Source organism: Streptomyces cynarae (assembly GCF_025642135.1).
In the GTDB taxonomy this organism is placed as follows: Bacteria; Actinomycetota; Actinomycetes; order Streptomycetales; family Streptomycetaceae; genus Streptomyces; species Streptomyces cynarae.
Genome location: NZ_CP106793.1, coordinates 7,342,932 through 7,361,563 on the forward strand (window position 1 = coordinate 7,342,932; position 18,632 = coordinate 7,361,563).

The window sequence follows — 18,632 nt, forward strand, 5'->3', positions numbered from 1 at the left end:
CCGGACGGTACAGTCAAAGCCGTGCCTCGCCCCGTCAACGTCGAGAAGCGTGCCGAGCTGCTGAAGCAGGTCGTGCACCACCTCCAGCACCACGGCGTCGCGCAGATGTCGCTGAGCCCCCTCGCCGAGTCGATCGGCACCACCAAGCGCATGCTTCTGTACTACTTCGGCAGCCGCGAGAACCTGTTGGCCCAGGCACTGGCCGCCAGCCGCCCCGACGCCCACGCGATGTTCGACGACGTCCACGACACCGCCGGGCTGCGCAAGGCCGCCCAAGCCCTGTGGGAAGCGATGACCGTGGGGGAGCAGTCGGGGCCGGTCCGCATGCTGCTGCAGCTGCTCAGCCTGGCCGCCACCGATCCGGAGCAGTACGGCGACCTCGCTGCCGACAGCGTCGAGGTCATGATCGGCCCCATCGCCGCCGCCTACGTCCGGCTGGGTCACCCGCCGCAGCAGGCACGGGCAGGCGCCACGCTGCTCGTCTCCGGCCTGCGCGGTTTGTGCCAGGACCGCCTGGTGACCCATGACGCGGCCCGTACCGACGCGGCCGCTCGACGCCTCATCAGGGACGCGGTCGCGGCGGCCGACCGAGCTCGATGACTGAGCCCGGTGGGCCTCGCGGCCCCCGTACTGGCCCATACGAATGATTCACCGGCGCCGCAGGGTGAACGAGGGGACCGGGTGCCTCGAGCCGACGGCCGACGGCCGCTCGCGACCGTACGTTGACTCTTGTGTCGCTGAGCTACGCCTTTGTGAACCTGAAGCCCGGAGTGGGAAAGACGACGAGCGCGGTCTGGTTGGCGCACGCACTTCACGAGTCGGGTATCCCGCCGCTGCTGGTCGACAGTGACGCCGCCTCCTCCGCGCTGCGCTGGAGCGAATTGGCAGGTGGCTTCCCGTTTCCGGTGGTCGCTCTTCCGGTGGGGGACGTGCACCGGCGCGTGAACGACTTCCTCGGCGACCGCAAGGCCGTCGTCTTCGACGCCCCGCAGCTCGAGGACCACGCGCACATCACCCGGAGCACCATGAGGTACGCAAGCGAGTGGATCCTGCCGGTGACCCCGGCCCCCATCGAGCTGGATCGCATGGCGCCCATCGGCGGCGAGATGGGCGACGTACAGTCCCTGCGCGCCCAGCCGGCCCGCGCCGCCGTTCTGCTGAACCGAACGAACCGTGCCGAGGCCACGCGCACCGGCCCCGACGCCGACGCCCGCGAGGCTCTCACCGAGCGGGGCTTCGACGTGTTGTCCACCCACATTCCGCGGCTCGACTTGTACGCCCAGTCGTTCGGCAGCCCCGTCGACGTCAAAGGCTCGGCGTACATGGACCTCGCAGACGAACTCATCAAGCGACAGGACAAGGCATGAACCAGCGCAAGGACACCTACCGAGCGGCGTTGCAGCGCGAACCGGACGCCGCCGCACCGCGTCCCGTCAAGGTCACTCGGCTGCACACCCGATACGTGCGGGTGACCATCGAGCTCGACGCCGACTTCCCGCGCGACCTCATGCGATGGGCAGGGTCACCGGTGTCCGCGATGGCGCGGGTCGGCGCCGCCGCCCTGCGGCCCCTGCGAAGCACCCCGTAAGGGGGGTGGCGCAGCCGCGCGTGCCCCAAACGGTGATCAAGGCTGCCGTACCCGTCACGGAGCAGTGCCGAGGTCCACGGCCAGGTCCTGCGCCTCGGTCCAGAACCTGTCGTCCGCATCCTGGAGCCGAGAGGCGGCGTGCTTCAGGTGGCGGCGCGCGGCGGCGCGTGCCGCCTCGCCGTCACCTGCCTCGATGGCGGTGAAGATGGCGTGGTGCTCCTGCCGAACCGCTTCGATGAAGTCGCCCCGCCGCGCCTCGTTCGCGCGGGTGACGCGGATTCCGCTGCGCAGTACCTCGCCCAGGTACCGGACCGTCGAGACCATCACGGGGTTCCCGGTCGACTCGGCGATGGACGTGTGGAAGGCGAGATCCTCGTCCACGCCGTCGCCCCCGGCCGCCACGGCCGCGTCGATCGCGTCGAGGGCCTGACGTATCCGGGCAAGGTCGTCCGGTGCGGCACGGGCGGCTGCGAGGTACGCCGCCTCGCCCTCGATGGGGCGACGTACCTCCACGATCTGCAGGACCTTGGACTTGGTCTGAGAGGCCTCGGCTTCCAGGTCGAGCGGTCGGGTGCGCCGGGGCAGGACGAACACGCCGAGACCCTGGCGCGCTTCGAGCAGGCCCGCGCTGCGAAGCCTGGAGACGGCCTCGCGCACCACCGTGCGGCTGACGCCCAGCTGCTTGACGAGCTCCACCTCGGTCGGCAGTTTGTCGCCGACGGCCAGCCGCCCGGACTCGATCTCCTCCGACAGCAGAGCGGCGACCTGGTCCGCGAGCCGCACGGGACCGTTCACCTTGGAAAACATGGTCTTCAGTCTATCGGCACCGCCCCGTCCGCCCCGGCTGCGAGCGGGGCGACGTCCACCAGCACCGCGTCGGCGTGGTCCTCGACGTAGTCCCGTACCACCGACTCGAAGCTCGGGTCCGGTTCCAGCCCGAGGGCGGCGGCGCGCGCGTTGTCGAAGACAGCCGGCCATGACCCCACAATGGCCTCGACGTCGTGATCCGGTTCGATCGTCACCAGGTCGGCGACGGTGTCACCGGCCACCCGCCGCAGCGTGGCCAGCATCTCGGCTACCGAAACCGTGAGAGCCGGAAGGTTGACCGGCACGCCGCCGTCGAGGCGGCCCGGCCCGGCGCCTCGCTCGACCTCCGCGACGCGGAGGATGCCCTCGACCGTGCGCCGGGGCGAGGCCAGGGCCACCCGCAGCTCGGGACGCACCGGGCAGCCGGCCGGGAGGCCCGCGAGCGGCTCGCGGATGATGCCGGACAGGAAACCGGAGGCGGCCGCGTTCGGCTTGCCCGGCCGTACGGAGACGGTCATGAGGCGGGCGACGCGTCCGTCGACGAAGCCGCGGCGGGTGTAGTCCGCGATCAGTTGCTCGCAGACGAGCTTCTGCGTCCCGTAACTCGACCGCGGCGTGGGCAGGGTCGACTCGCTGACCACCGGCGGCAGCGGCAGCATCGGGTCGGAACCGTAGACCGCGACGCTGCTGGAGAACACCACCCGCGGCCTCGGGCCACCGGCGGCCGACTGTTCCCGGGCCGCTTCGAGCAGCGCGCGGGTCGTGTCCACGTTGGCGCTCATGCCGAGGTCGAAGTCGGCCTCGCATGCGGCCGAGACCGCGGCGGCGAGGTGGATCAGCACATGCACCGGCTCACCGAACACCTCGTCGAGGTGGTCCACCAGGTCGCCCTGTACGACGTCCACGAGCGGGTCGGCCGCCGCCGTCGCTCCGGGCGGCACGATCCGGTCGGCGAGCACGAGTCGGTCGATCGGTGCACCACAGAACGTTCGTGTCCGCAGCAGTGCGGCGGCCACCTGCTGTCCCAGGAAGCCGAAGCCACCCGTGATCACGATCCTCATGCGTTGTTCCTCCGGTCGCTTCGGTAGTCGTCGAGCCAGCGCAGCCCCTCGCTCGTGCCTGCGCGGGGGATGTACTCGCAGCCGATCCACCCGTCGAAGCCCAGCTCGTCGATGACGTCGAACAAGTGGCGGATGTCGAGCTCGCCCAGGTCGGGCTCGTGGCGGTCGGGCACCCCCGCGATCTGCAGGTGACCGACCCGCCCGGTCGGCACGTCGCGACGCAGGGTCGCGGTGATGTCGCCCTCGACGATCTGGCAGTGGTAGAGGTCCAGTTGCACCTTGAGGTTCGAGGCTCCCACATCCCGCACCACGGCGTGGGCCTCGGCCTGGGTGGTCAGGAAGTACCCGGGCATGTCGCGGCCGTTGATGGGCTCGATCAGGATGTCGACGCCCGCCGCGGCGGCCCGTTCCGCGGCCCGGGCGAGGTTGGCCAGGTAGGTGTCGCGGTGCTCGGCCCGCTCGACCGGCGTCGCGTCCGGCCGGACCAGCCCGGCCATCACGTGCACCCGCGGGCTCCCCAGCGCCGCGGCGTACTCCAGTGCCCGGTCGATCCCGGAGCGCAGCTCCGCCTCACGTCCGGGCAGTGCCGCCATACCGCGCTCCCCTGACTCCCAGGCCCCGGGAGGCGCATTGAAAAGCACCTGCCGCAGACCGTGGTCGTCGAGCCGGCGGCGCAGCTCGGTGGCGTCGTACGCATAGGGGAAGAGGTACTCGACGGCCTCGAAGCCGTCAGCCGAGGCCGCGGCGAAGCGGTCGAGGAAATCGTGTTCGGTGTACATCATGGACAGGTTCGCTGCGAACCTCGGCATGGTGGCTCCCGTTTTCGGGCCTAGGGCGGCCCGGGTCAGTGGTTGACGACGTGCTTCTTGGTGGTGAGCACCGCTGCGGCGCCGACGACGAGGCTGAGCGCGAGGACGTACATCGGAATCGAGGCCGAGCCGGTGGCGTCCTTGATGGCGCCGATCATGTAGGGGCTGACGAAGCCGGCGAGGTTGCCCACCGAGTTGATCACGGCGAGGCCGGCCGCCGCGGCGGTCCCGCTCAGGAACGCGGTGGGGAGCGACCAGAACAGCGGCGCGCAGGTCAGAACCCCGGCCGCGGCGCAGGACAGCGCGACGAGGGACAGCGTGGTCGACCCGGTCCAGCCGGCGGCCAGCGAGAACCCGACGGCACCCATGAGGGACGGGACGACCAGGTGCCAGCGGCGCTCACGCCGCTTGTCCGCCGAACGCCCGAACAGGTTCATGGCGACCAGTGCGGCCACGAACGGCACGGCGCTGAGCACCCCGATCTCGAAGTTCCCCTCGATGCCGGTGGACTGGACGAACGTGGGCATCCAGAAGGTCAGGGCGTACTGGCCCAGCACGAAGCAGAAGTAGATGAGACACATCAGCCACACCTTGGGCTCGCGGAAGGCGGACCCGAGCCGGCTGTGCACCGTGTGGTCTGCGACGTCGTCGGCGAGTGCCCGCCCGACAACGGCCTTCTCCTCATCGGTGAGCCACTTGGCGCTGCGCGGGCCGTTGTCGAGGTAGAACAGCGTGATCACACCGATGGCGGCCGCGGGGATCGCCTCCAGCAGGAACATCCACTGCCAGCCCTGCCAGCCGTTCAGGCCCTGGAACCGGTCCATGATCCAGCCGGAGAGGGGGTTGCCGAAGATACCGGCCACGGGGATGGCCGACATGAACAGCGCGATCACCCGGGCGCGACGGTGTGACGGGAACCAGTAGGTGCAGTAGAGGATCACCCCCGGGTAGAACCCCGCCTCGGCGGCACCTAGGAGAAACCTGAGCACGTAGAACGTCGCCTCGTTGGTGACGAACATGGAGGCCGCGGAGACCAGGCCCCAGCTGATCATGATCCGGGCGATCCAGGTGCGGGCGCCGACCCGTTGCAGTATCAGGTTCGAGGGGACCTCGAACAAGAAGTAGCCGATGAAGAACAGGCCGGCACCGAGGCCGTACGCCGCGTCGCTGATCCCGAGCTGGGCGGACATCTGCAGCTTGGCGAAGCCGACGTTGACCCGGTCCAGATAGGAGACGACGTAGCAGAGCATGAGGAAGGGGACGATGCGTGCGGTGACCTTGCGGAAGACGGCGTTCTCACGGGCGAGACCGGGGAGGCCGGCCGCCGTTGTCGTGGGCATGGACATGAGCGGAATCCTTCGTGCGGCTCGGGGGATTCTCCGACTGGGGAGGAGCTGGTCACCACGCGGCGCCGAACGTGTTCCTCAGTTCGGCGATCGCGTCGGTGGGGAGCGGCTCGGGTCGACGGTCGGTCAGGAGCCAGAGACGTGCCGTCTCCTCGAGTTCTTCGAGGACGGCGAGGGCGGTGGCCGCGTCGGGGCCCCAGACCACGGGGCCCAGCCGGTCGAGCAGGACGGCCCTGATGGGTGTGCGGCTCGCTGCTCGCTCGGTGATACGGGCGGTCACCAGGTCGGCCACACGGGGGTCGCCGGGCCGGTGGTAGGGGATGAGCGGAACGTGCCCGACCTTCATCACGTAGTAGGGCGTGAGGGGCGGGAGCACGTCGTTCTCGCTCCACACGCCGGCCAGCGTGAGTGCGACCAGGTGCGTGGAGTGGGTGTGGATGACGAACCGCGCCGTCGGGTCGGTGGCGCAGATGCGTCGGTGGAGCATCAGGGTCTTGCTGGCGCGGTCGCCGGCGATCTGCTCGCCGGCGGCGTCGACCAGTGCCAGGCGGTGGGGTTCGAGGAAGCCCAGGGCGGCGTCGGTGGGTGTGATCAGATGGTGGTCGCCGATCCTGGCGCTGATGTTCCCGGCGCTGGCGTGGACGTAGCCCCGGGCGAACAGGCTCGTGCCCACCCGGACGATTTCGTCGCGTGCCGCGTCGACCTCAACGTAGGCCTCGTCGCGTTCCCTGTCGCCCACCGTCTCCAGGGGCTGGTTCATGAGGTCTCCCGGTCGAGGAGGGCGAATGAGGAGGTGAAGAAGTCGGGGGCCCCGAAGTTGCCGGACTTGAGGGTGATGTGGAGCGTGTCACCGCCCGGAAGGGTCGCGGCACACCACGGCACACCGGGGTCGATCTGCGGTCCGATCCGCAGTCCGGTGATGCCGAGCGCCTGGACGACCGCTCCCGAGGTCTCGCCGCCCGCGACGACGAGCCGTCGGACACCCAGCTCCACGAGCCCCTGGGCCACACGGGCCAGAGTCCGCTCCACGAGCTCACCGGCCTCGGCGGCGCCGAGCCGGCCCTGGACGGCACGCACGGTGTCGGGTGACTCGGTGGAGTAGACGAGGACCGGCCCGTCGTCCAGGTGCGACTCGGCGAAGGCCAGGGCCTCGCCGGCCACGTCGTCGCCGGCTGCGACGCGCAACGGGTCCACGCTGAACGCGGGTCGGCCGCCGCGCAGGAACTCCAGCACCTGGCGGTTGGTGGCGACGGAGACCGAGCCCGAGACGACGGCCGCGTGGCCGCCGGGTGCCGGCAGCTGTGCGGCGGCGGGGGACGGCTTGAACCCCCAGTTCGCGGGCAGACCGATCGCCAGACCCGAGCCCGCGGTCACCAGGGGCAGCCCCTGGACCGCCGCGCCCAGCCGCAGGAGGTCGTCGTTGGAGACGGCGTCGACGACGGCCATCCCGAAGCCGTCCTCGCGCAGGTCGTCGATGCGGGCCCGGATCGCCGGGACGCCGCCGGCGACGACCGTGTGGTCGACGAGGCCGACCGTCCGCGTGGTCTGCGCACCGAGGACCGAGACCAGGTTGGAGTCGGTCATCGGGGTGAGGGGGTGGTGGCGCATGCCGCTCTCGCTGAGCAGCACGTCACCGACGAAGAGATGGCCCTTGAAGACCGTGCGTCCGTTGTCGGGGAACGCGGGCGTGGCGATGGTGAAGTCGGTGCCCAGTGCGTCCATCAGGGCCTCGGTGACGGGCCCGATGTTGCCGGCGGGTGTCGAGTCGAAGGTGGAGCAGTACTTGAAGTAGATCTGTTCGGCCCCCGCGGACCGCAGCCGGGCGAGTGCCCGGAGCGACGCCTCGACGGCGTCGGCCGCCGGGACGGTCCGCGACTTGAGCGCGATGACCACGGCTTCCGCGTCCATCGCCTCCTCGGTGCCGCCCTGCGGTACGTCGATCAGCTGGACCACGCGCATGCCCGCGCGCACCAGGTTGTTGGCCAGGTCCGTGGCGCCGGTGAAGTCGTCGGCGATGCAGCCGAGTCGGATCGCCATGTCAGACCTCCGTCGGCTCGGGCAGGTCGACCCCCGGGAAGATCTTGATGACCGCGCTGTCGTCCTCGGCGCCCAGACCGGACGCCGAGGCCTGGAGGAACATCTGGTGGGCGGTGGCGGCCAGAGGGAGCGGGAATCGCTCGGGCCTGGCGGAGTCGAGCACGATCCCCAGGTCCTTGACGAAGATGTCGACCGCTGACAGGGGCGTGTAGTCACCGGCGAGGACGTGCGCCATGCGGTTCTCGAACATCCACGAGTTGCCGGCGCTGTGCGTGATGACCTCATAGAGCGCCTCGGCCGGAACACCGGCCTTGATGCCCAGAGCCATCGCCTCGGCGGCCGCGGCGATGTGCACGCCCGCGAGCAGCTGATTCACGATCTTGACCTTCGAGCCGAGCCCGGCACGGTCTCCCAGGCGGTAGACCGTGCTGCTCATCGCCTCGAGTACCGGGTCGGCGAGCGCGTAGGCCGCGTCGGAGCCGGACGTCATCATGGTGAGCTCGCCGGCCGCCGCGCGCGCGGCGCCACCGGAGACGGGGGCGTCCAGGTAGAGCACGCCCTTCCTGGCCAGACGCGCCTCGAGCCCGGCGGACCAGGCGGGGTCGACCGTCGAGCACATCACGAAGACGGCGCCCGGGCGGAGCCGGTCGGCCGCCCTGGCGGTGCCGAACAGTACCGACTCGACCTGCGCCGCGTTGACCACCACGCTGACCAGGACGTCGACGGCGGCCGCCAGATCGCCGGGGGAGGCGAATGCCGTCCCGCCGTCACGGGCGAAGGCAGCGGCCACATCAGATCGCAGATCGTGGACCCCTACGTCGTGGCCCGCGTTCCGCAGGCTGCGGGCCATGCCGAGACCCATGGCTCCGAGTCCCACCACGCCCACGCGCGGCTGCGCCGGATTGTCCTGGTCGTTCATGCTCATCCTCGTCCTGCCGTGCCGTCCGTTTGTTCAGGTCACCCCGAAGTCATCAGGTCATATGATGACCTGAGTGCGCAGTTCGGGAGCCTGTGATGTACGTCACGTAAGGCGGTGGTCTGGTCGCCGGGGACGACGTCGCGGGATGCCGTGGCCGTTCAGCGGCGAAGCAAGCCAGGTGCAGCACCGCGACAGATCAGGGTTGGACGGCGCCGGAACAGGGTTGGACGGTGCCGCGTCACGCTCTCGCCGGGCGCACCGAATCCCGGATCACCAGCTGGGTGCTCAGCACGACGTGGTCGTCGGAGGCGGAACCCACGTCTCGTTCCAGGGCGAGGCGTACGGAGGTGCGGCCCAGTTCCTCGTACGGTACGCGGACCGTGGTGAGGGGCGGGGTCAGGTCGGTCGCGAAGGGGACGTCGTCGAAGCCGACCAGGGAGACATCGCGCGGGACGCGCAGACCGGCCTCGCGCAGGGCGGCCAGCGCCCCCAGGGCGACCATGTCGGACCCCGCGAAGACCGCCGTGAACTCCGCTCCCGCGCGCAGTGCGTCACGGATGCGCAGGTAGCCCGACTTCCGGCTGTAGTCCCCGGTGGTGTCCAACTCCTCGTCGTACGGCATGCCATGGGCGCGCAGCGCGTCCCGGTAGCCGAGGTGGCGCTCCTCGGCGCTGCTGAAGCCGGGGGCGCCGCCGAGGAAGAGGACGCGCCGGTGGCCTGCCGTGAGCAAGTGCGCCGTGGCCTGGAAGGCACCGCCGCGGTTGTCGTAGTCCACGACCGTCGCCGGGACGCCCTCGGGCAGGGGTGGACGGCCGCACAGCACCAGCCGGGATCCCGCGGAGTCCAGCGCCTTGGCGTAACTGGCCATACGGCGGTGGTAGGCGTCGTCCGGCACCGTGCCGCCGACGAGGATGACCGCCGCCGCGTGTTGTTCCCGCATGAGCTGGACGAGGTCGTCCTCCCGCTGGGTGTCGCCCTTGGTGGAGCAGACCAGACTGAGGCGGCCCCGGCTGCCGGCCTCCTGTTCGACTCCGGCGGCCACATGGGCGAGGGACGGGCCGGTGATGTCCTTGATGACGAGGGCGACGGGGCCGGCGACGCGTCCGGAGAGCGCCTTGGCATGGACGTTCACGACGTAGTGGAGGGAGTCGACGGCGGCCATCACGCGCTCCCTGGTTTGCGCGGACACCGGATAGTTGCCCGCCAGAGTCCGGGAAACGGTTGCTACGGAGACACCGGCCTTCGCGGCGACGTCGCGGATCGTGCTCGGCCTGTCGGTCGACCTGCTGCTCCGCTTCGCCTTCCTCGCTCCACGGCTGCTCGGCGGGCCCTCTTCCTTGTCCGTCACGGGTCCGACGTTACTCCATCGGCTCTGTCCCACGAGCTCGCAGGCCGGAAATGGACTGTGCTCCGTCGGTAAACGGTTTCCGCGCTGAAGCGCCACCTTGCCGGGGTGACACCGCCCCGCTCCGCCCCCGCCGCACCGTTGCAACCGCTCCCGCATCAGGCGCTGTTGACCTGATCCGCCCGGCGCACCGCATGCGCGAGCGGTGATCCCGCGCAGAGGAGCGCCAGCTCGTCCACGACGGTGCTCCCGAGCCGCTCCAGCTCGTTGCCGAGCGAGCCGGCGATGTGTGGGGTGAGGAAGACGTTCGGCAGCCCGTACAGGGGCGAGCCCGCGGACGGCGGCTCCGGTTCCGTCACGTCGAGCACGGCGCTGACCCGCCCCCCGATCAACTCCTCCTTCAGCGCGCGGGGTTCGACGAGCGCACCCCGGGTGGTGTTCACGAGGACTCCGCCGTCCGGGATCAGTGCGAGGCGCCGGCGGTCGAGCATGCGGTAGGTCTCGGGGGTGTCGGGCGCATGCAGGCTGACGATGCCGCTTGTCCGCAGCAACTCGTCGAGCGGCAGGGGTGCGGCACCCAGCGCGGCGGCCTCGGCGTCGTCGACGTAGGGGTCGTGGAGTGTGACCGTGAAGTCGAAGGGCCGCAGCAGTTCCAGGACCCGGCGGCCGACTCGGGAGGCGCCGATGATCCCGATCCGCCGACCGAGATTGCCGACGGTCGCGTAGTCGCCAGGTGCCGGGAACCTGTGCTCGGTCCGAACCGCTCCCGGAGTCCGAAGGCGTCCTTGCCCGCGAGAAGGATCACGGCGAGCGCGTACTCCGCGACCGGCAGTGCGTTGGCACAGGCCGCGCTGGAGACGGCGATCCCACTCTCCCAGACCGCGTCGCCCACCCAGCCGCGCACGCTGCCCGCGGCGTGCAGCAGGGCCCGCATCCGGGGCGCGGTGACCAGTGCCTCCCGGTCGACGGGCGGGCAACCCCAACCGGTGATCAGCACCTCCGCCTCCGCCGGAGCCCCGGCCACTCCCGGATCCGCGAAGTCCCGCACGACCGGAGCGGGATCGATCCGGACCAGCGACTGGAGCCGGGCCATGAGGCGGGGCGGGAAGAGTTCGGGGAGGTGCACCGGGTTCATGGCGAACACGGCGCGGGGGCGGCTGCGGCATGGCGGTGATCTCCGGCTGAGTGGGGGAAGAAATAAAGTAAACGTATTCGACGCTAGAGACATCCCTGGCGGCCGGTCAATGCTCTCGCGGGACCAGCGCGCGTCGTCTTCCCCTTCCGTCAAAATCGAGACATACGAAGAAACAACAGGTAGACGGGCCAGCGGGGTTACCTGGGGCAGAGCTTGACGAAACATGCAAGTCCCTTCCCCTTGCGGAAGTTGGCCGAGGAGTCCTACGGTCCCACAGCAAACGGTTACACAACAGATGGCCGTTCCTCTCGCTGTCCCCTCCAGCTGCCCGCGCCCTTCTCCGTGTCGCAGGCGCTGTCCCGCCCTTCCCCGGAGGACCGATGAGCACCATTCGTACGAGAGCCGTGGCCGGCGCGGCTGCCGCCGTCTCCCTGTCCCTCGTCCTGGCAGCCTGCGGCGGCGGTGGTGGTGACACCGACTCGGCGGGCAAGACCACCAAGGGCGACGTGAAGCTGGAGTTCTGGAGCTGGACCGACGGCATCCAGGACCAGGTGGGGGTCTGGAACAAGGAACACCCCGAGACCCAGGTGACGTTCGTCAACGCGGCCGGCGACACGGTCTACCAGAAGCTGCGCGCCGCGATCACCTCCGGCAACGCCCCCTGTCTGTCCAAGATGGACGGGATGAACCTGGCGAACTTCGCCGCCGACGGCCTGCTCACGGACATCACGAAGGTCGCCGCACCGTACGAGTCCCGGTACACCACCCCGGCCTGGAACGCCGTCAGCCCCGGCGGCATCACCTACGGCATCCCCACCGGCTCCTCGCCGCTGTTCACCGCCTACCGCGCCGACCTGTTCCAGAAGTACGGCATCAAGGCGCCCACCACCTGGGACGACGTGATCGCCGCGGGCAGGGCGGTGCAGAAGAAGGACAAGAACGTCAAGATCTTCAACATGGCGGGTGAGGACCCGAGCACCCTCGTCGACCTGTCCTGGCAGGCCGGCGCCCAGTGGTACAAGGTGGACGGCGACCACTGGCAGATCGGCTTCACCACCCCGCAGGCCCTGAAGGCCGGCGACATCGTCCAGCAGCTCGTGGACGACAACCTCGCCTCCAACGCCTCCTACCAGGACCCGGGCGTCTTCAAGACCTGGGACCTCGGCAAGACCATCATGATGACGACGTCCACCTGGCAGCTGCCGATCTACGACACCAACTTCCCCAAGTCCAGGGGAAAGTGGCAGCTCGCCGACGCGCCGGTCTTCGACCCCGCCAAGCCGCAGACCTCCAGCAACTTCGACGTCACCGCCGTCCTCAAGGGCTGCAAGTACCCCGACCGCGCCGCCCAGTTCGCCGCCTGGCTGTCCAGCAGCAAGGAGTCGTTGACCGCACTGACCGACCCGAAGTCCAAGTCCGGTCTCTTCCCGGCGGTCAAGGACGTCTCGCCGTACGTCGACAAGATCATCCCGACGGAGATGTTCAACGGGAAGTCCGACAGCGCCAAGGTGATCACCACGGCGGCCTCCCGGGTCGGTGAGCAGTGGCAGTACGGGCCGGACTACGCCGCCATGTACTCCGAGATGCAGAAGCAGTGGGGCCAGGTCATGAAGAAGCAGCTCACCGTCAAGGACATGCTGACGCACCTTCAGCAGTGGGTGCTCGCCGACCTGAAGAAGAAGGGCGTCAAGGCCGTAGCCGCCGGCTGACCCGATCGCGCGGTCCGCCCGAGGACCCGCCCCGCCGCCGGCCGCGGCTCCGCCCCCGCACCTCACCTGGAGAGACACCCGTGTCCACCCTGACGCGACCACCCGCGGTCGCCACCGACGCCCCGGCCCGGCGGACCTCCCCCCGTAGGGCCGGGAAGCGGGGAGCCTACAAGGGCCTGCTGTTCATGCTGCCCTTCCTGATCGGGTTCCTCGCCACCTACGTCCTGCCGATCGCCTACGCCTTCAGCCAGAGCCTGCACGAGAAGAAGAGCAGCGGCATCGGCTTCGGCCCGACCAAGGTCGTCTTCACGGGCTTCGCGAACTTCTCGGCGATCCTCTCGGACGGCACCTTCTGGGCCGGCGTGCTGCGCACACTGCTCTTCGGCAGTGTGCAGATCGTGGTGATGCTCGGCATCTCGCTGGTGCTGGCACTGCTCCTGGACGGTGTTGCGGCGCGGGCGGTGCGCTTCTTCCGCGCGGGCCTCCTCGTCCCGTACGTCATCCCGGGCGTCGTCTCCACTCTGATCTGGCTGTTCCTGTACAGCCCGACCGCGAGCCCGATCCTCGACGTGGCCGACCGTGCGGGCGCGCACTTCACGTTCTTCGGCGGCCTCAACACGTACCTCTCCCTGGGCAATCTGCTCACCTGGCAGGGCATCGGCTTCAACATGATCCTGATCTCCGCCTCGCTGCAGGCGCTGCCGCGCGAGCTGTACGAGGCGGCCCGGCTCGACGGGGCGAAGGAGTGGCGCATCGCCTGGTCCGTCAAGGTGCCGAACATCACCGGGATCCTCGTCCTGACCGGCATGTTCTCCCTGATCGGCCGGCTCCAGCTGTTCGCCGAGCCGCTGTTCCTGCGGTACGTGGCACCGGAGTCGATCAGCACGAACTTCACGCCGATGCTGGAGATCTTCGACCGCGCGTTCAAGACCGGGGACTTCCAGTACGCCGCCGCCGAATCCCTGGTTCTCGCCGTGGTCACCGGCATCCTCGCCTTCGTCTTCTACCGCGTCACGAACAGGAAGATGTCATGAGCAGCGTCACGACGGCCGTCCGTCCCACCAAGGCCGCCCGTCCCACCGAGGCCGCCGGCGGCTCGGGCGGCGGCGTGCGCCCGAGCCGCCGTGGGATCGCCCTGACCACCGGCCTGCTGGTCCTCTTCCTGCTCTACTCCCTGGCGCCCACCTGGTTCCTGCTGGTCGCCTCGACCAAGAGCCAGACGGACCTGTACTCCACCTTCGGCCTGTGGTTCTCCTCCAACCACTTCGCCGACAACATGCGGGCGGTCTGGGACTACCACGACGGCGTGTTCGGCCGCTGGATCTTCAACTCCGTGCTGTACTCCACCGCCGGCGCCGCGGGCTCGACACTGATCTCCCTCGCCGCCGGATACGGTCTGGCCAAGTACGACTTCCGCGGCCGAGGCGCGCTGTTCGGCGTCATCGTCGGTGCCTCGCTGCTGCCGAGCACCCTGCTGGCCTTCCCGCTGTACCTGGTCTTCGCCCAGATCGGATTGACGAACACCGTCTGGGCGGTGCTGATCCCCTACTTCATCAACCCTTTCGGGGTCTACCTCGGCAAGGTCTACGCCGACACCTCGGTGCCCGCCGAGTTGATGGAGGCGGCGCGCATCGACGGCGCGAGCGAGACGAGGATCTTCCTCTCGGTCGCCCTGCGGCTGATGCGCACCGGCGGCATCACGATCTTCATGCTCGACTTCGTCAACATCTGGAACAACTTCTTCCTGCCGCTGTTCATGCTCAACGGCGAGCGCAGCTTCCCCGTCACCCTGGGCCTGTTCTCCTGGGTGCAACAGGCGCAGACATCCCGCGACATGAACACCCTCGTCCTCACCGGATCCCTACTGTCGATCATCCCGCTGGCGGTCTTCATGTTCGCGCTCCAGAAGTACTGGCGCAGCGGAATCCTCATGGGCAGCCTCAAGTAAAGGACTCAGAGCCGTGTCCCACGCCCCCGCACGCCGTGACGTGCTGAAGTACGCCGGAACGGCCGGTGCCGCCGTCGCCGTCCTCGGTCTGCCGTCGGCCCCGACGGCCGCCGCCGCAACCCCCGACGTCTCTCCCGGACGGCGCGAGTCCACCCCCTTGGACATCGTTGTCTTCGGTGACGCGGACTCCGAGGCCGCGCACAACCTCACCGCCACCCTCTCCGACACGGTCACCGGCGGCCTCGGCCAGAGCGCCCGCGTCCTCAACCCCACCAGCCCGGCGTCCTATTGGGGCGGCACGCTGAAGTTCGACGTCGACGTCTGCCCGGCCGGCACCACGTACGTCACGGTCCGGCTGTGGGGCGACGACTACGACAACAGCTCCGAGGAGGCCGCGTCCGGCACCCACATGTGGCGGCTGCAGCTGTTCTGCGAGGGCAAGCAGGTCGGCTACGAGGACCAGGGCGCGGTCGACAGCCTCGACATCCTCGACACCGCGCCGCGCACCCCGGGCCGCTTCTTCTTCCACACCCTGCCGCTGCCGGAGAAGATGACCGCCGGCAAGGACAAGGTGACGCTGGAGATCCGCGCCATGGGCCGCATCTGGTCCTACGGCCAGAACCAGGCCCAGCTCTACTACAACATGACCACGCCCTCCCGTGGCATCTACCGCCTCTACACCCACACCGACCCGTACTTCGTGCCGCCCAAGGGCGAGGTCCAGGGCACCGCGCCCACGCCGACCACGCGCACCGGCGGCGAGGAGGTCCTGGACGCCATCAAGGCGCGGGTGCAGAAGGACCAGAAGAACCTCCTCACCACCGCCAACCCGGCCACCATGGACGGCTGGGCCATGCAGTCACTGGCCGAGGGCTGTCTGTGGTCCGGCAGCCCCGCCCACCAGAACCCGCAGGCGCTGGACCGTGTACTCCAGGCGATCGACGGCCGCTACATGGCCTGGAAGTCCGACGCCACCGTCATGACCGGCTCAGACCAGCAGTGGCAGGGCTTCGGCCGGGTCGGCCTGGTGCTGGCCCTGCTCTGGGAGCACCTCGGCGACCGCCTGAACCAACAGGTCACCGGATCGCCGTACGCCGTCGCCAACCCCGGCTTCGAATCGGGCGCGGACACGCCCACCTCCTGGCAGATGCCCGGCTGGGCCTCCGCCGGCGGCGGCACCTGGGCCCGCGACACGACGGTGTCCCGCTCCGGCTCCGCCTCCCTCAAGCTCCAGGTCGCCACCCCGAGCGGTTACAGCTACGTCAACTCCGCCCCCCGGACCCGTATAGGTCAGGGCACATACAGATACGGCGCCTGGATCAAGACCGACGGCGTCACGGGTGCCGGCGCCCACATCGATCCGCTGTTCTTCGACGCGAGCGGCAAGCTGGTCGGCAGCGACCACAAGGTGTACGCGAGCAAGGGGACCCACGACTGGGAGTACGTCGAGTTCGTCTTCGCCACCCCCGCCGGCGCCACCCAGATGGAGATGCACCTGCGCCTGTCCGGCCCCGGTACCGCCTGGTTCGACGACGTCACCCTCGTCCCGCCCGCCGACACCACCACGCCCGTGCCGCCGGTGCGCAAGGAAGCGTACGTCGACATGCTCAAGTCCAGCCGCGACTACTGGCGGCAGCACTTCCCGCACTACAGCAACCAGTCCCAGATCTGCGCCATCGGCATCTACCAGACCAACCGGGGCCTGAAGCTCCTCGCCCCCGACCTGGCGCTGCCGGAGGACAAGGCCCGCGACTACATGTACCAGTCGATCGGCCTCAAGCCCTACCTCGGGCCCGAGGACGCCGACGGCAACCCGACCAAGCCGCTCGGCGAGAGCTACTACCAGGTCACCAAGGCCGGCCTGACCCGCGAACTCGGCTACGTCGGCAGCTACGGCGAGGTGATGGACTGGCTCGTGATGATGTACGAGTCCGTCACCCGCGGCTACGGCGGCCAGGACGCCCCCGAACTGCGCGAGCAGATGGTGATGATGACCAAGGCGCGCGGTCGCTTCCGGGTCGTCGACGTCGACAAGGACCACTGCCGGATCTCCCGCCTCGAGACCGTCATCGGCTGGCGCAACGAGGTCTACCCAGGCGAGATCGCGTACGCCTCCCGTACGGCCTGGGACTCCAACCCCGTCATGACCGCGGCCGTGTTCAAGGACCCGGAGATCGTCGGCTGGACCCAGGAGATGGTCGCCGACGGCCAGCTCTACCCGCAGCTCCACCTCCAGGCCACTCACACCTGGACCCGGGTGGGCCTGAACGCCCTGCGGTTCCTCTCGCGCGACTGGGACGAGTTCCAGTCCTTGCCCGCCCGGCCCGCCCGGATCCCGACCGCCTGGGACCAGCCCGACTTCGTCGTCACCGACGAGGACAACGGCTGCATAGCCGTGAAGAACGGGCAGGAACTGCTCTTCGCCTCGCTCTACTTCCGCGCCCGCCAGGGCGTGAACGACTACGCCCGCATCCACCACGTCACGCCTGTCGACCAGCGCTCCGCCACGATCCGGGAACGCTCCGCGGGCACCACCGACGCCACCTTCACCGCCCGCGACTGGATCCTGTGGGACTACGCCATCAACGACCCCGGCGCCTCCCACCTCCCGCCCGGCGGCTTCCCGCCGCCAGGCGACACCCTCCACCAGGCCCTGGCCGGCGACGTCTACCACCTCGCGCCCGTCCCCGACGACGTCCCCGATCCCACACTCGGCGTCCACTTCGACGGCGTCGAGACCATGCTCGTCGGCCGTGCCCCCTTCTACCTCTGCGAGTACGGCGACTACCTGATCGCCATGAACACCAGCACCGACAAGACGGCAACCCTGCCCGCCCGCCAGGACTTCGGCCCGGCCCGCGACCTCGCCACCGGCAAGACCGTCGGTGCGGGCGAACGCCCGAAGCTCGGACCGCGCAGCTCGCTCGTCCTGTACCGGGGCTGACGGGTTCGTCCCGGACCGGGGCTGATCCGCCCCGCGGGCCGGTGCGGCACGGGGGACTGCACCGGCCCGCGCCACGCACGCCGGACCTCGTCGCGGCGGCGCGGGCACCCTGCGGCTGCCCGCGCCGCGCATCCACACCTGCGCGATTCCGCCCTCACGCGGACTTCGCGTACGCGACCTACCACCAGGGGAGCGCCTGATGGACCACCTCCGCCTGTTCCACACCGACCTGGGCCCTGCCGGTGCTCCGGCCCTGCTTCTCGTGCACGGCTGGGGCGGGGACGGCAGGGAGTGGTCCCCGCACGCCGAGGCCCTGGCCGGCCGGTTCCGGGTCGTCGTACCGGATCTGCGGGGGCACGGCAGGTCGCCGGTGCCGGACCAGGGCAACACACCGGTGGAGATGGCCGACGACCTGGCCGCCCTCATCGACTCCCTGGGCACCGGTCCCGTGGTCGCCGTCGGGCACTCCATGGGCGGTCAGGTGGTCAACCTGCTGGCCGTACGCCATGCCGCCCGCGTCCGAACGGTGGTCGCCCTCGATCCCGCGCACGGCGCGCACGGGGCCGAGGTGGACGGGATTCCGGCCCGGCTCGCCGCGTACCGGGAACACGGGGCGCGCGCGGCTGCCGAGTTCGTGTCCGCAGCGTTCGCTCCGGGTGCCCCTCCGGGCCTGCGTACAGCCCATGTCCGCACCATGCTGGGCACGCCCGACCACGTCATCGCCCAGGCGTACGCCGGCATGTACACCGACCGGGGCGCGGTCGGCGTCCGCCCGCACAGCGAGGCGTACCTCCGCCTGCGCACCAGGCCGGCGCTCACCGTATGGACCTCCGACGAGGCGGCGACCTGGGAGCACGGCACGCTGCACGTGCCGCGCTCCCGTGTGGAGCACTGGCCTGACTCGGGCCACTACCTGCACGAGGAACACGTCGACCGCACGCTCCGGCTCATCGAGGACTGGGCGAAGACGACGACCGCCTGAGG

General features: G+C 69.9%; 16 protein-coding genes and 1 pseudogene. 8 read left to right on the forward strand and 9 right to left on the reverse strand.

The window, feature by feature from the left end:
- Window positions 1-21: 21 nt before the first annotated feature.
- From N8I84_RS33200 to N8I84_RS33210, 3 genes are all read left to right on the forward strand, one after another.
- The gene (locus N8I84_RS33200; RefSeq protein WP_263233129.1) at window positions 22-600 is read left to right on the forward strand and encodes a TetR/AcrR family transcriptional regulator; all 579 of its coding nucleotides are present in this window, start codon (window positions 22-24) and stop codon (window positions 598-600) included.
- A gap of 131 nt (window positions 601-731) precedes the next feature.
- Window positions 732-1,367 carry a ParA family protein gene (locus N8I84_RS33205; protein WP_263233130.1) on the forward strand — a complete coding sequence of 212 codons (636 nt, stop codon included), beginning with the start codon at window positions 732-734 and terminating at the stop codon, window positions 1,365-1,367.
- Window positions 1,364-1,588, forward strand: a complete 225-nt coding sequence (locus tag N8I84_RS33210; RefSeq protein WP_263233131.1) for a hypothetical protein — start codon at window positions 1,364-1,366, stop codon at window positions 1,586-1,588. Before N8I84_RS33205 ends, N8I84_RS33210 begins: the two co-directional genes overlap by 4 nt.
- Before the next feature lie 54 nt (window positions 1,589-1,642).
- Here the strand turns inward: N8I84_RS33210 and N8I84_RS33215 are convergent, their stop codons facing one another.
- The 9 genes and pseudogenes from N8I84_RS33215 to N8I84_RS33255 form a co-directional block, all read right to left on the reverse strand.
- Entirely contained in the window at window positions 1,643-2,395 is a 753-nt protein-coding gene (locus tag N8I84_RS33215) for a FadR/GntR family transcriptional regulator (protein ID WP_263233132.1), read from the reverse strand.
- Between the two features lie 5 nt (window positions 2,396-2,400).
- Complete coding sequence (gene denD / locus N8I84_RS33220) at window positions 2,401-3,456, reverse strand: D-erythronate dehydrogenase (RefSeq protein ID WP_263233133.1); 1,056 nt, start codon at window positions 3,454-3,456, stop codon at window positions 2,401-2,403.
- On the reverse strand, window positions 3,453-4,265 hold the full coding sequence (gene otnI / locus N8I84_RS33225; protein WP_263233134.1) for a 2-oxo-tetronate isomerase: 813 nt from the start codon (window positions 4,263-4,265) through the stop codon (window positions 3,453-3,455). The genes denD and otnI overlap by 4 nt, the downstream gene beginning before the upstream one ends.
- 35 nt (window positions 4,266-4,300) lie before the next feature.
- A complete protein-coding gene (locus tag N8I84_RS33230) occupies window positions 4,301-5,605 on the reverse strand; it encodes an MFS transporter (RefSeq protein ID WP_263233135.1) in 1,305 nt (434 codons plus the stop codon).
- Window positions 5,606-5,663: 58 nt separating this feature from the next.
- Window positions 5,664-6,371, reverse strand: a complete 708-nt coding sequence (locus N8I84_RS33235) for a class II aldolase/adducin family protein (protein ID WP_263233136.1) — start codon at window positions 6,369-6,371, stop codon at window positions 5,664-5,666.
- Window positions 6,368-7,648: a 3-oxo-tetronate kinase gene (gene otnK, locus N8I84_RS33240; RefSeq protein WP_263233137.1), complete on the reverse strand. Its 1,281-nt coding sequence runs from the start codon at window positions 7,646-7,648 to the stop codon at window positions 6,368-6,370. The genes N8I84_RS33235 and otnK overlap by 4 nt, the downstream gene beginning before the upstream one ends.
- Before the next feature lies 1 nt (window position 7,649).
- Window positions 7,650-8,567 (reverse strand): L-threonate dehydrogenase, encoded by a 918-nt coding sequence (ltnD, locus tag N8I84_RS33245; RefSeq protein ID WP_263233139.1) that lies wholly within the window; start codon window positions 8,565-8,567, stop codon window positions 7,650-7,652.
- Between the two features lie 238 nt (window positions 8,568-8,805).
- Window positions 8,806-9,915, reverse strand: coding sequence for a LacI family DNA-binding transcriptional regulator (locus N8I84_RS33250; protein WP_263233141.1), 1,110 nt, complete (start codon window positions 9,913-9,915; stop codon window positions 8,806-8,808).
- Window positions 9,916-10,070: 155 nt separating this feature from the next.
- A pseudogene (locus tag N8I84_RS33255) lies at window positions 10,071-11,047 on the reverse strand (hydroxyacid dehydrogenase).
- A gap of 380 nt (window positions 11,048-11,427) precedes the next feature.
- On the opposite strand from N8I84_RS33255, the gene N8I84_RS33260 reads away from it, so the two are divergent.
- From N8I84_RS33260 to N8I84_RS33280, 5 genes are all read left to right on the forward strand, one after another.
- Window positions 11,428-12,756, forward strand: a complete 1,329-nt coding sequence (locus tag N8I84_RS33260) for an ABC transporter substrate-binding protein (RefSeq protein ID WP_263233143.1) — start codon at window positions 11,428-11,430, stop codon at window positions 12,754-12,756.
- A gap of 80 nt (window positions 12,757-12,836) precedes the next feature.
- Window positions 12,837-13,790 carry a carbohydrate ABC transporter permease gene (locus tag N8I84_RS33265; RefSeq protein WP_263233144.1) on the forward strand — a complete coding sequence of 318 codons (954 nt, stop codon included), beginning with the start codon at window positions 12,837-12,839 and terminating at the stop codon, window positions 13,788-13,790.
- Window positions 13,791-13,864: 74 nt separating this feature from the next.
- On the forward strand, window positions 13,865-14,704 hold the full coding sequence (locus N8I84_RS33270) for a carbohydrate ABC transporter permease (RefSeq protein ID WP_263234961.1): 840 nt from the start codon (window positions 13,865-13,867) through the stop codon (window positions 14,702-14,704).
- 13 nt (window positions 14,705-14,717) lie between these two features.
- A complete protein-coding gene (locus N8I84_RS33275) occupies window positions 14,718-17,648 on the forward strand; it encodes a Tat pathway signal sequence domain protein (protein WP_263233146.1) in 2,931 nt (976 codons plus the stop codon).
- A gap of 199 nt (window positions 17,649-17,847) precedes the next feature.
- Complete coding sequence (locus N8I84_RS33280) at window positions 17,848-18,630, forward strand: alpha/beta fold hydrolase (protein ID WP_263233147.1); 783 nt, start codon at window positions 17,848-17,850, stop codon at window positions 18,628-18,630.
- The last annotated feature ends 2 nt before the right edge of the window (window positions 18,631-18,632 follow it).